The following is a 13058-nucleotide window of genomic DNA, read 5'->3' as shown; positions in this document are numbered from 1 at the left end:
ACGAGAGAAACCACCATGGCGAACTCAAAAGTTGTGCTTGTTACCGGCGTGTCATCGGGTATCGGCCGCGCCGCCGCGGAGCGCTTTGCCCAACGCGGTTGCCGGGTATTCGGCAGCGTGCGCAACACTGCAAAGGCACAGCCCATAACCGGCGTCGAGCTAGTCGAGATGGATATCCGTGACGAGGCGTCGATCAGGCAGGGCGTTCAGCACATCATCGCCCAGGCCAGCCGCATCGACGTGCTGGTCAACAGCGCGGGGATGACCCTGCTCGGCGCGACGGAGGAGACTTCGATTGCTGAAGCCCAGGCGCTGTTCGACACCAACCTGTTCGGCATCCTGCGTACCACCCAGGCAGTACTGCCGCATATGCGCGAGCAAGGCGCCGGGCGCATCGTCAACGTCAGCTCGGTGCTGGGTTTCCTGCCGGCGCCGTACATGGGACTTTACTCGGCCTCCAAGCATGCCGTGGAAGGGCTGTCCGAGACCCTGGATCACGAGGTGCGCAAGTTCGGCATTCGTGTCGCCCTGGTCGAGCCGTCCTTCACCAAGACCAACCTGGACCTCAATGCGCCCCAGGCGGCTTCCAGGATCGCGGCCTACGACAGCGAGCGCGGCGTCGTTGCCCAGGCCATACAAAGGAATGTCCAGAAGGCGCCGCAGCCCGAGGGGGTCGCCTCGACCATGGTCGAGGCCGCCTTGGGGGCCTGGAAAATGCGCCATACGCCCAAGGGCGAGGCCGCCCTGCTGAGCAAGCTGCGCCGTTTCATGCCGACCGGCCCAGTCGCGAAGGGCCTGAGGAAAACGTTTGGCCTCGCCTGACATCCCGTCCGGGCGTCACATCGCATTTGAACAGACACGCATGTATTAAGCGAGAGACTCCATGAACGCCCCCGACAGCCAGACCATCATGCCCTCTCCTGCCAATAAGGCACAGGCAGCGCCGAGCACGCATACCAGCAACGCCTCACCTTGGCGGGTATTTGGGGTGGTCAGTTTGGCGGTGTTTCTGGTGTCGATGGACGGCACCATGCTGTTCGCGGCCTTCGGTTCCTTGCGAGAAGGTTTTCCTCTGGCAACTCCGGCGGATCTCTCCTGGGTGCTCAATGCTTACACGATGGTCTATGCCGCGATGCTGATCCCGTCCGGTGGCTTGGCCGACAAGCATGGGCGAAAAAAGGTGTTTCTCGGCGGCGTTGCGCTGTTCCTGGCGGCATCTACCGCCTGTGGTTTGGCAAACAACGTGGGATGGCTCGTTGCGGCAAGAGTACTGCAGGCTATCGGCGCTGCACTGCTGACACCCGCATCGCTCTCACTCGTACTGGCGGCGTTCCCGCAAAGCCAGCGCGCCGTGGCGGTCAGCCTATGGGGGGCCGTCGGTGGCCTGGCCGCGGCGGTGGGGCCCAGCCTGGGGTCGTTCGTGATCGCATCGGTCGGCTGGCAGTGGGCGTTCTACCTGAACCTGCCTGTGGGCCTGCTTGCACTGTGGCGCGGCGCAACGCTATTGACGGAAGCAACCCAGCAAGCCAGGCCCCGTCCACTGGATCTGCTGGGCATGGGCCTGCTGATTATCGGCATCGGTGCCCTGGCGCTGTCCATCGTGCAATCGGAGTCGCCTGCCTGGTCACGCCATGAACTGCTGAGCGTTGCAGGTATCGGCCTAATGGGCATCGTCGGATTTGTCGTCTGGGCACGGGTCGCCAGCGCGCCGCTGGTGGATTTGAGCTTGTTTCGCAACCCCACTTACCGCTACGTCAACCTCGCAAGCTTGAGTTTCAGCATCGCGTTTTCGATGATGTTTTTCGCTTTCTTCTTCTACATGAACTCGATTTGGCACTACTCGCTGCCACTGGCAGGCCTGGCAATTACACCTGGTCCACTGCTGGTGACTCCGGTCGCCGCTCTGTCCGGTCGGCTCGCGAGTAGGCATGGCCACCGCCCACTGCTGCTGGCGGGCTGTCTGGTCTACGCGGCCAGTGGACTGTGGTTTTTGCTGGTACCAGGAGCCGAGCCGGCGTACCTGACGCAGTGGCTGCCGGGCATGCTGCTCAGTGGGATTGGTGTGGGCATGGTAATGCCGTCGCTGTCGGGAGCTGCGGTCAGCCGCTTACCTGCGGACCAATACGCCGTGGGCGGCGCTATCAACCAGGCAATCCGGCAAATTGGTTCCGTCATGGGCGTCGTCCTCACCGTGCTGCTGCTCGGCAGTGCCGGTTTGCAACGCGTCGACTTCGATGCCGTTTACCTGTGCCATGTCGGCTTGGCGCTGTTGACCGCAGCCTTGTGCCTGCCCGTCAACACGCGGCCAGCAACCCTCATCAAACCCAATGACTCGGACGCAAGCCGAGAAACTACCAGGTAAAAAATCTGTACCTGCCCAGTCGGAGAGATCTATGGACATCGAGCAGAAATCCCTTGTCTGGACAAGCCAGCAGTCGGACGCAATGCAGCGCATGCGCGAAGGCGGCGGCAAGCCGGGGCTCGCCCGGATGGAACAACTCGCCGGCAAGAGCGGCCGCGAGATTCTCGAAGCCATGATGTCCGGCGAGCTGCCGTACCCACCCATGAACGAGACCATGAACATGACGTTGTTGGCGGTGGAAAACGGCCGTGCCGTATTCCAGGGCATCCCGCTGCCGCAGCACTACAACCCGCTGGGGACGGTGCACGGCGGCTGGCTCGCCACATTGCTGGACTCAGCCCTGGGCTGCGCAGTGCAAACCACGCTGCCGGCCGGACGCTCCTACACCACGGCCGAACTCAGCATCAACATCGTGCGATCTGCCTCCCACAAGATCGGCCCGTTACGGGCGGTCGGCACGCTGATCCACGGCGGGCGGCAGATCGCCACGGCCGAGGCCCGTGTCGAAGACGAGACAGGCAAGCTCTATGCCCATGCGACCACTACCTGTTTCGTCTTCGACGTGCCGACGGCTTGACGGCGAAGTGCGCATGGCCGGAACCGAGCGTATAAGCGACTAGAAAGCAACCGGGCGGTGCGCGTTGCGAGGCGCCGACCCTGTGACAAGCGAGGTGAGATTATGAGTGTCCGCAATGCAGTTCGAATCGTGGTGACCGGCACAGGTGTGGTCAGCCCCCTGGGCTGCGGCACCGAGACTGTCTGGTCACGCCTGCTGGCAGGGCAGTCGGGCATTCGAGCGTTGCCCGCCAAGTTGAGCGAAGGTACTGGCTGCGCGGTGGGTGGCCGGGTACCTACCGTGGAGGACGATCCGCATGCGGGTTTTGATCCTGAGCGAACCATCGCCGCCAAGGAGCGCAAGAAGATGGATCGCTTTATCGAGTTCGCCCTGGTCGCTGCCGATGAAGCCCTGGCACAGGCTGGCTGGCAGCCGACAGACAAAGCGCAGCGACAACGAACTGCGACCATCATTGCCTCCGGTGTCGGCGGCTTCGGTGCCATCGCCGAGGCGGTTCGCACCACGGACGAACGCGGCCCGCGACGACTGTCGCCATTCACCGCACCTTCCTTTCTGGCCAACATGGCCGCCGGGCAGGTTTCCATCCGCCATGGCTTCAGCGGCCCGCTCGGGGCTCCGGTGACTGCCTGCGCGGCCGGCGCGCAAGCCATCGGCGATGCGGCCCGGCTGATCCGCAGTGGCGAAGCGGATATCGCCGTATGCGGCGGAACCGAAGCCGCGATCCATCGCGTCACGCTCGGCAGCTTCGCGGCGGCGCGTGCCCTGTCCAGCGGATTCAACGACCGGCCCCGGGAAGCATCGCGCCCGTTCGACCGCGACCGGGATGGCTTCGTCATGGCCGAGGGCGCCGGCCTGTTGGTGATCGAATCGCTGGAGCATGCCCTGGCCCGCGGCGCCCAGCCGCTGGCGGAACTGGTCGGCTACGGCACCAGCGCCGATGCCTATCACCTGACCGCCGGCCCGGAGGACGGCGACGGCGCCCGCCGGGCCATGCAGCAGGCGTTACGCCAGGCCGATATCGCGCCAAGCGAGGTGCAGCACATCAACGCCCATGCGACCTCCACGCCGGTGGGCGACCACGGCGAACTGGCCGCCATCCGCTCGGTGTTCGGCAGCGAATCGGGCGTGGCGATCACCTCGACCAAGTCCAGTACCGGCCACCTACTGGGTGCCGCCGGTGGCGTCGAGGCCATCTTCACCGTCCTGGCGCTACGCGATCAGGTCGTCCCGCCCACGCTCAATCTCATCCATCCCGACGAGGCGGCCGAGGGGCTAGACCTGGTCGCCCTGAATGCCCGGCACATGACGATCCGTCATGCGCTGTCGAACGGTTTCGGCTTCGGCGGCGTCAACGCCAGCCTGCTGTTTCGCCGCTGGGAGTCTTGAGCATGAGCCACCTCACGCAGAAGGACAGGCGCCGTGATAAACGTCGGCGCGAGATACTGGGGGCGGCGAGCGATGTGTTCACCGCATTCGGCTACGACCTGGCGAACATGCAAGCCATTGCCGACTCCGCCGGGGTGACTAAGGCCACCCTGTATGCGCACTTCGGCGACAAGGAGCAGCTGTTCCGAGCCGTCATCGATCACTGGTTGGAGGAGCTGCCGGAGCCGAAGCTGTCGTGCCAGGCAACGGGCGGGTTGCGCGCCTGTCTGCAGGAAGCCGCAGGTGAACTGCTACAGCAAAGCACGCATCCGGCCTTTCATGCTCTCACTCATATACTGCGGCGATCCAACCGAATTCCGCAGAAGCGCTGGCGCCAACGCCATCGCCCCTACCAGGCCTATCTTGAAAGGGCTTTGTCCCAGTCCAGACGCTGCAACGATCCCAGGCAGGCCTCCATCCAGTTTCTTCTGCTGGCGGTCGGAAGCATCGATTGCAACAACCTTATGGCGGTGAACGAATCGCGCGTTAGCGCCGCAGTGGAACTGTTCGTCCAAGCCTATGCGTGAGGCAAAGATCACCCGATCCGTTGGCATTGAACGCAGCGCGTAAGGTTGCTTTAGGTAAGTACCAGAGCAACCTCAAGCTGGGTAGAGAGCCGCATCGGCGGTGAAGGCTAATCAGCCCTGTTGAAAGTGCGGTTGAAGGCAACCACGTCCTCATGGCTGGGGTTGCTGGCAAAGAGTTCGGGCAGGCGCGCATGGAACGCCTCCCGCTTCTGCGCCGTCGTCCCCCTTACTGCGTCCGTCAACGCCTGTCGCATCTCATCTGCCGAATAATCACAGCAATACGCGGGGGTACAGGGCTGCTGCCGCCAGGACTCCGCTAGGCTGCCGCTGTCGACCGGCTCGAAGCCGATGTCGTCGACCAGGCTCATGACGAACTGCTTCTGAGCCTGGTCGTCACCAGCAACAGCCACTGCCAGACGGCCATTGTTGCCGCCTGGCGCAGCTAGATTGGCTAGCGAGTATGCCAGAATATTATTGAACGCCTTGATCACTGGTCGACCGAGCTGTTCGCTGACCCAGATGCTCTCCGTCTGCCCGGCTTCAAGCGCCGGAATGCGTTCGTCGCGTAGGTCGGGATAGTAGTTGCTGGTATCGATCACCGGTACCGCAGGAGGCAGCGATGCGAGCAATCCCATGGGAAGAGTCGCCATCGCCGGCTGGGGGATGGCCAGGATCACCAAATCCGCTGCGTTGACAGCCTGTTCGAGTTCGGCGGGAACGACGCCTGCTTCCTCGGCAAAAGCACGCACTGCCTCCTTGCCACGCGAGTTGGCCACCCAGACGTCATGGCCCAGAACCACGAGCCGACGAGCAAGCGTGCCGCCAATGGCTCCGATACCAACAATAGCGATTTTCATAGTGCCTCCAGAATCTCAGGTTCGGATACGGTATTGGTGTTACCGTTAAAAGCACAAGAACGGACGATTTTGTCTATAACGAACAAAAAGGTAAGCTAGATGAACCGCGAATGGCGATGTGAAGACCCTATACAGCGTCAGCGATGGTCTTCGGCGATTAATGCGACTCTTCGTGTACTGGAAGGGAAGTGGAAAATCGTGATTATCAATGAGCTGATGGCTGCCAAAAGCCAGCCGCTCCGCTTCTCAGAGCTGGAAAAACTCATTTCTGACGTCACCCAGAAAATGCTTATCCAGCAACTGAGGGCGCTTCAGCAGGACGGCATTGTCCATCGGACGGTGTATCCGGAGGTTCCCCCGCGAGTGGAATACAGTCTTACGGAACTGGGCCATGCATTAGGGCCGGCTATGACCGCTCTGATTGATTGGGCTGAACTTCGTAACCTGTACCAATCGAAGCTCGCCGATCCTAGCTAGCGATGATGATCGACCGCTTTTGGCCGATTTCTGCCCGAACTGGAAGCACCAGGTCGTTCCCTGCCAGTTTAGGGTCATGAAGCATGCCGGTCAGATTCGATGCAAATGACTGGTCAGATCGAGTGCAAATGGCTGGGCAAAGGCTGTGCAACTACCCAATCTGGATCGTCGGAAAGCGCATAAATGGCGGTGCTATGGGAGCATTATCAGTAGCGGGTTTAGAGAATGACTGCTATCGGGGTTACGTCAGAATATGCACGGGGGGCAGGTCGATCACCTTGGAGTCGCTCTGCTTTGCCTGTAGAAGTCGGTTCTCGGCTAGCAAAACCTCGTTGATGGAGGCAAGGCTGGCTACCTTTGCGCGCAGTCCCTCTATCTCCTGGCGAAGCGCGCGATTCTTCTCACGCTCCGCACAGAGATCTTGGTGTTTCACATCGCGTTGGGCGCGACTGGAACGCCCTTGAGCATCGCGGATCGCCTCAGCGATTATGGGGTAGTGGTTGTGAATCAGCGCCGTCGAAACGCCCGCCTCGCGCGCCACAGAGGCGATAGTGACCTTGGATTCTCCGGTATGTGCCCGGCCACGCTGGATGCGGGCGAGCGCGAGTTGCAAATCCCGCTCACGGGCGTCCGAGGGTTTGCGTTTGGTCGTCATGCTAGGTTCATCTCCGGGGCGTATCCAAGCTGCACGAGCACGTCACGGCAGCGCTGCAGGTCGCGCAAGATGCGCTGGCGGCCACCGTCCCCAATGTCGTTACAATCCAGCAATCCCTTCAGGTTGTCGTAGAGACGCTGGTATACGCCAATGTGGCTGCGCCCAATTACTGCGTTGTGGCAGTCGCCGCAGCGAGTCCGCTCTAATGTGTTGCCGATGCAACGGTCGTCGCTGGCGGTGCACCAGGCGTGGCCATTGCTGCGGATCGCGGTGCTCTCGGAAATTGAGGTCACCATCGATGCATGACTCTTGAAGATGGCGAGGTTCGCCGGATCGCGCCGCCAGCGTTTGATCGAGCGACCGTAGCCTCCGGCCAGCGGTTCGTCCTCCATCCAGGTGTCAACGACGCCGAACTTGATGTCTTCGAGTTCTGCCTGGATGTCGCTGTACAACTCGATGTCGAGGTGCTGACCCCAGTCCTCGTCCATGGCGTAGCCCAGCGTCATGTCCATGGACCAGTGTGCGAAGTGCTCGCGCATGTAGCGCAAGTCGCCGAATTGGCTGTGCGCCGCGTAGTTGGCGAATTTGCGGCGGAATTGATGGCTGGCGAGGTTCCAGTCCAGCCCACAGCCCTGCACGAACGCTTTGAGGGCATGGTTCCATGTAATGCCCGACAGGGTGCGAACTAAATTGCCCTTTGCAGGGCACACCCCGAGAAAGAGTGCATGGTGATGCTTATGCGCCGTGGCGATTTCTGGGTCGCGCAGATTGACCCTTCTTCGCTCGGCAATCTCGGCGGCGATCATAGCCTGATACGGCTCGGCCCAACGCTCCATCAGGCGCAACACGCGCACGGCGACTTCGGGGATCATCCAGTCGTGTACCCCAGTGTCGGTCTTATCCGACCTGGAGCGCATCCAGTGATAGATCGTTCCCTCGTCGTCCTCTGTGCAGTGGTGCGCGCCCGACTGGATGTTGGCCAGTTCGTGGTTGCGGCAACCGGAGGTGCTGGCCAGCACGATGTAGCAGGCAGTCCGTAGATCAAGGATCGCCTGATTAAATGCCCCCAAGCCGCCATCCCAGCCCAAAGTGGCGAGGTGGCGGTTTTTAGCCTCTATGACTGTTCTGGTAACCTGCCTTCTCCGTTGTGCTGCGACGGCATTGAGGGCATCGCGTAAATCGAGTAGCGCCTTGCCGTGCTGAACCTGTTGATAGGCTCTCTCGAACAGGGCGCAGAACACCTCATCCGGCATCAGCGGTGTTTTGCCACCCTGTTTACGAGCCGTGCCGCTGCCGGCCAGCGCATTCGCGGAAGTATCAGGCCAGGGATGCAGAGGGATCGGATCGTGGGTGTACTGGCTCAATTCATGAAGCGCCTCGACTGCCATGAAGCGGCGCTCAAGGGCGCTCTGAGACAGCGGCTTACCCTGGTTCCGGCTCGTCTGCTTGTACGCCCGACACTCGGCAACGTAGTTCGCGCAGACCATGGGTGTCACCGCGCCGAAGTGATTGAGCTTGAGCGCGTTTAGAAACCGTAGGAAGGGCAGCGCATTCTCAAAAAAATTTCGCAAAGTGCTCGCTTTGGGGCGCTTCTGCCCCGCGCGACCGCGCCGCAGGTAGCGGTACAGCAGAGCCTTCATCACGTCCTTAAACGCACAGGGCACGCGGCTGAAGTCCTGGCGCCGCAAGTTGTCTGGCACGTTGCTGGTAAAGCCGTCCAGCTGCCAAATATCGTCGCCGTAGCGGCTGAGGATGACCCAGTGCCCCTCGACCTGGATGGCGCTCACGATGAGTGCGTCGCGATCGCTCTTGGGTAGGTCGCATATTTCCCCCGGCTGGGACTCGATGTTCGCCCAAGATAGCGTGACTAGGTTGTTGCCGCTCATGCAAAGATCTCCAGCTTTTCCACCACATCGGACGACCAGAACGGGTGCGGCTCGCGGCGCGCACGCTCGCGGGCGGCTTCGACGGCCGCCGGCTTGAAAGTCCCGCGCCGCAGCCCCTCGGCTACAATGTAGTCGTCAATCAATCGAGGAATGTGCGCGTATTCCTGTGCCCAACGCCGCTTGTCTATGCGTGTGCGCTCCGTGAATACACGGAAGTAGAAGCTGAATAGGCGGTGCAGATCTTCCTCCGTCACTGCGTAATGCTTGCAGCGCAGACAGTTGAGGAACGAAAAACACGCTACCCCTTCACGTTTCGGTGCGTACTGGCCATTCATCGGGTCGCCACAGCGCCCCATCGGGGTGGTCTGGTAGGTCGCGCCGATGGTGCGGGTCAGTAATTCTTGAACAAGTATCTCGCCCATAAATTTCCAGTTGCGCCTCGCGTCCCCGCTAGGTGCCAAATAATTTCGCCCGGCCACCTGTGGCGTGTTGCCAAGCGCGATGGCCGTAGTCACCAGGTCGCCCCCTAGTAACTCGAAAATTCGGTTGGCGAACGTTTTGCGGAGGCGAGAGATGTTGATGCGCAGCGGTTGGCCGTCGATATCGGTAAGCCCGTGGTCGGCCACGAGTTTCTTGATCGCCAGTTTCAACGTCCCGTCAGTCAGTGCAATGACCCGGCCGGGGCCTGGGCCGCGATGCACGCGATACAGCCACACGCGATCCTTGAGTTCGTCCGGGGACTCCGCGCACAGCGGCTCGCTGTGGGCAAGGATGCGTCGTATCAGGCGCTCGACATTGGTCTTGACGGTTGGCGTGGATTCCAACAGATGTGCAGTCGTGTTCTCGGCGCGCAGCGCCACCTTGTGGCTGGTGTGGCCGCGGCGCTTCCAAAGGACCAGGAATACGCTGTTGTCCTTGGGATGGGCGCGCAGGCAATTGCGCTCCATCTCCAGCAGCGGCGTGGAGTTTCGCCCGGTGTGCAGTGCTACAGTCAGCAGGGCATAAGCCAACAATTCGCCAGTTACTGGGATATCGTCGTGCCAGATCGGCATGACCGCTTGCCTGAGCGCGGTGGTGAACGCCTGCCGCTGACGCTTCGGCAGCGGCGTTTCGCCCTTATGCTTGCCACTGTTTGGAAACGGATTTCGTGGGAAAGTCGCATCGTCCCCCGTGGAGACTAACGAAATAAGGCTACGCTGGCCCAACGCATGAAGGACGGACTTCGCGCTGGTGTAGTGGCCCCTCTGGCTAAGGGTGCTGATGCCCAGTCCAGCGAGGTGGCCAAGAAAGCTGTCAATTACAGCGCGATTAATATCGTCCAGGGTCAGCCCGCGCCCGAGCGCGGTTGCGCGCAGTGCAATGTAGTTTAGAAAGTGACGTAAACCACCTTTACAGATACTCGCCACGGAACTGGCCTCGAGCCCGCCGTCCTGTCGGGCCAGGAAGCGTTCGATCTGCCGCTGGCAGGCATAAGTGATCGGATCAATGCCCGTGCCGTACCAAGGGGCGAAGTCGATGCCCCGGGAGCGAGTGGCATTGCGCTCGAAGGCCACTATAGTAGTGGCCGGCGGAATCGCCTCCGGGAGAACGACAACATGACCCGCCGCATCGCGGCTGTGCTCGACATGTGGGACGCTGAGGTCGGTCCTATTGAATACCTTGCGTTTGCCCATTAGACCGCTCCAACCCTTCATTCAATTCATCGTCGTAGGCCAGCACCGCGTCGTCGGCCAGTTCGTTGACCAAGTGCAGATAAACCATCGTCGTCTGAATGGAGCTATGGCCAAGCTGCCGCTGCACGAACACCAGCGGATCCGCCCCAGCGCGGTTTCGCTGGAGCGTGACCAGGGTATGGGTGGCGTAGGTGTGTCGTAGCATGTGGGTATGGACCCTGATACCGGCTCGCTTGCCGGTTTCCCGGACGATACGCGCGACGCGCTTGCCATCATCAGAGTAGGGCTCACCAAACTGGTTCAGGAACAGCGTCTCATGTTTGGTGCGGCTCAATGATGCCCGCTCACCGCGAACCTGCACTACATAACGATGCAAATCAGCGAGGAAGCGGCGACTGATGTAGATGTCGCGTGGTTTGCTGCCCTTGGTGCGCATGCCATGACCATCGTGTGGATCGAGGCGAATCCGGATGTTGCGCTCGCGCCTACCGGCTTTATCCGGATCGAAGATGTAGGCAAGCGGGAAAGAGGCGATTTCCTCCCGGCGCAGTCCCGTCTGAAGGCCGAGCCGAATCATCATGCGGTGATGCGGATTTTCCTGCGTCGCCAGCAATGCCTTGATCTCATCCATGCTTAGAAACTTCGGAAGCGCCCGATGCTTGCGCGGCATGACGTCGTTCACCATTGCTTTGGCGCCGCCGGCATCAACGTGGGCAAGGAAGCCGAGGACGCGTTTGACCGTTCGTTCCTCATAGCCAAACGGCAGTCTGCTCACCCATCCCTGCTGCTGTGCATACTCGTAGAACTTGCACACATAGTGCAGCCGTTGACGTGTTGTTGATGAGGCCAACTTGCAATCCACCAGGGAGTAGTCCCGGTAGGCCCCTACGACACTCTTGGCCTCGCCACGTTCCACGTCGCGCCAGTCAAGGTCATGCACTTGGAGGAAACTAAAAAAGTCATACAGCGCACGCCCTGTGCTTGGCCATGACTTTCGTGACCCAATAGCGCCACGCAACAGGTAGTGGCGAAAGAATTCATTGGCCGGGACGCAACTGTCCATCGTGTCCCAAAGCAGGATCGGAAAGCCTGGATAAGGACGACCGGCAATCACCAAGTCCTCGGTAGCCCACACAAGCTCCATCAACATCCCTCCGTCTCTGACCATCCCCATTGCTTCTAAAGCTGTTTTTAGATCTTTCTTAAATCATTGTTTATAAGCCTATTTCATTCCTAACCTTTAGCAAGCCCCGGAACAATTCGTTCTATGCGAGCTGCGAGCGAATCTTCCGTCCGGATCTGGCCAAGACTCCCATCGTGGTGCTGAGCAACAACGATGGGTGCGTAATCGCCCGGTCGTACGATGCAAAGCCGTACGTGAAGATGGGGGAGCCCTACTTTCAGGTAAGGGAGAAGCTTAGCCGGCATGGCATTGTGGCGTTCTCGTCGAACTACGCGCTGTATGGCGACATGAGCGAGCGGGTTATGTCCCTGATCGAGTCCATGGTGCCCGCGGCCGAGGTCTATTCGATCGATGAGTGCTTCGCAGATTTCACAGGCATGAAGGGCTGTCTCACCCAATTCGGCCGGGACGTACGCGCCAAGGTGCTGCGCTGCACGGGCATCCCCGTCGGTGTGGGGATCGCCCGTACTAAGACCTTGGCGAAGCTCGCCAATCACACCGCAAAGCGCTTGCAAGCGCAGACAGGCGGTGTGGTCGACATAACAGACGACTTCAAGCGCGACTGGGTGCTTCGTAACACGGGGGTGAAAGAGGTGTGGGGGTATCGGCCGGCGGCTGACTGCGCACCTGGAGGCCATGGGCATCCACACGGCGATGGAGCTGGCCAAAGCGGATCCGAGAATGTTGCGCGACAAGTTCAGTGTGGTGGTGGAGAAGACTGCGCGTGAGCTGGCCGGCACGCCATGCCTTGAACTTGATGAGGCAGATCACCCGAAGCAGGAGATCTGCTGCAGCCGGATGTTCGGGAGGCGATTGACGGAGCTGACGCCGATCCAGCAGGCAGTGGCCACCTACACCGGGCGGGCAGCCGAGAAGCTCCGCGCCCAAGGCTCGGTGTGCAAGCGCATGCGAGTATCAATCCGTACTGGAATGTTCAACCCCAACGAACTCCACTTCGCCAAGGGGGCCTTGGTAGACCTGCCGTACCCCACCAATGACACCTTTCTGCTAACCAGGGCTGCAACGGAAGCTGTGGAGCGGGTCTACCAGGCCGGCTATCGTTACAGCAAGGCCGAGGTGTTGCTGCTCGATCTACGGCAGCCTGGGGAGTTCACTGATGACCTATTCGCGCTCGCACAGCCCGTGGCCAGTGGCCGGCTGATGTTGGCGCTCGATAAAATCAACGACCGGTATGGCAGAGGAACAGTACGGGCTGGGAGCGTCCCTCGCGCCCCCGATTGGGGGATGCGTCGAGAAATGATGAGTCAGTCTTATACGACGCAGGTCGATCAACTTTGGACAGTTTATGCCCGTTGAAAGTGAGGTTGCCATTCTACGTTTTTTGCAGCTTCGATTTTAGACACAAAAAGCGCCCAATGTTCCGTATAATGGCTTGGGCGCTTTTCAAGTTAATGCTTTTCAGCGCAATCGATGTT

11 protein-coding genes and 1 pseudogene are annotated in these 13058 nt (G+C 60.6%); 7 read left to right on the top strand and 5 right to left on the bottom strand.

The window, feature by feature from the left end:
• The first annotated feature begins 15 nt into the window (after positions 1 to 15).
• The 5 genes from CAG34_RS13980 to CAG34_RS13960 all read left to right on the top strand — a co-directional run bounded on the left by CAG34_RS13980 (position 16) and on the right by CAG34_RS13960 (position 4891).
• Entirely contained in the window at positions 16 to 822 is an 807-nt protein-coding gene (locus CAG34_RS13980) for an oxidoreductase (protein WP_085590654.1), read from the top strand.
• A gap of 61 nt (positions 823 to 883) precedes the next feature.
• The gene (locus tag CAG34_RS13975; protein WP_085590653.1) at positions 884 to 2362 is read left to right on the top strand and encodes an MFS transporter; all 1479 of its coding nucleotides are present in this window, start codon (positions 884 to 886) and stop codon (positions 2360 to 2362) included.
• Positions 2363 to 2393: 31 nt separating this feature from the next.
• A complete protein-coding gene (locus CAG34_RS13970) occupies positions 2394 to 2939 on the top strand; it encodes a PaaI family thioesterase (RefSeq protein WP_085590651.1) in 546 nt (181 codons plus the stop codon).
• A gap of 102 nt (positions 2940 to 3041) precedes the next feature.
• Entirely contained in the window at positions 3042 to 4325 is a 1284-nt protein-coding gene (gene fabF, locus CAG34_RS13965; RefSeq protein WP_085590649.1) for a beta-ketoacyl-ACP synthase II, read from the top strand.
• A gap of 2 nt (positions 4326 to 4327) precedes the next feature.
• On the top strand, positions 4328 to 4891 hold the full coding sequence (locus CAG34_RS13960) for a TetR/AcrR family transcriptional regulator (RefSeq protein ID WP_085590647.1): 564 nt from the start codon (positions 4328 to 4330) through the stop codon (positions 4889 to 4891).
• 107 nt (positions 4892 to 4998) lie between these two features.
• On the opposite strand, the gene CAG34_RS13955 is transcribed toward CAG34_RS13960, so the two are convergent.
• On the bottom strand, positions 4999 to 5748 hold the full coding sequence (locus CAG34_RS13955; RefSeq protein ID WP_085590645.1) for an NADPH-dependent F420 reductase: 750 nt from the start codon (positions 5746 to 5748) through the stop codon (positions 4999 to 5001).
• 99 nt (positions 5749 to 5847) lie between these two features.
• Between CAG34_RS13955 and CAG34_RS13950 the strand changes: the two genes are divergently transcribed.
• Positions 5848 to 6225, top strand: a complete 378-nt coding sequence (locus tag CAG34_RS13950) for a helix-turn-helix domain-containing protein (RefSeq protein WP_085590643.1) — start codon at positions 5848 to 5850, stop codon at positions 6223 to 6225.
• A 241-nt stretch (positions 6226 to 6466) separates the two neighbouring features.
• Here CAG34_RS13950 and CAG34_RS13945 read toward each other — a convergent pair whose 3' ends face one another.
• The 4 genes from CAG34_RS13945 to CAG34_RS13930 are packed head-to-tail and all read right to left on the bottom strand — an operon-like array spanning position 6467 to position 11583.
• Positions 6467 to 6880 (bottom strand): TetR family transcriptional regulator, encoded by a 414-nt coding sequence (locus tag CAG34_RS13945; protein WP_085590641.1) that lies wholly within the window; start codon positions 6878 to 6880, stop codon positions 6467 to 6469.
• Entirely contained in the window at positions 6877 to 8766 is a 1890-nt protein-coding gene (locus tag CAG34_RS13940) for an integrase (RefSeq protein WP_085590639.1), read from the bottom strand. Before CAG34_RS13940 ends, CAG34_RS13945 begins: the two co-directional genes overlap by 4 nt.
• Positions 8763 to 10439 (bottom strand): hypothetical protein, encoded by a 1677-nt coding sequence (locus CAG34_RS13935; protein WP_085590637.1) that lies wholly within the window; start codon positions 10437 to 10439, stop codon positions 8763 to 8765. The genes CAG34_RS13940 and CAG34_RS13935 overlap by 4 nt, the downstream gene beginning before the upstream one ends.
• Entirely contained in the window at positions 10414 to 11583 is a 1170-nt protein-coding gene (locus tag CAG34_RS13930) for a tyrosine-type recombinase/integrase (protein ID WP_085590784.1), read from the bottom strand. Before CAG34_RS13930 ends, CAG34_RS13935 begins: the two co-directional genes overlap by 26 nt.
• 80 nt (positions 11584 to 11663) lie before the next feature.
• Here CAG34_RS13930 and umuC point away from each other — a divergent pair.
• Positions 11664 to 12939, top strand: a pseudogene (umuC, locus tag CAG34_RS13925) (translesion error-prone DNA polymerase V subunit UmuC).
• Positions 12940 to 13058 lie beyond the last annotated feature (119 nt).

The organism is Pseudomonas sp. B14(2017) (assembly GCF_002113255.1).
Lineage (GTDB): Bacteria > Pseudomonadota > Gammaproteobacteria > Pseudomonadales > Pseudomonadaceae > Aquipseudomonas > Aquipseudomonas putida_Z.
The sequence above is the reverse complement of the archived record's forward strand: the minus strand, read 5'-3'. Positions and strand labels throughout refer to the sequence as shown.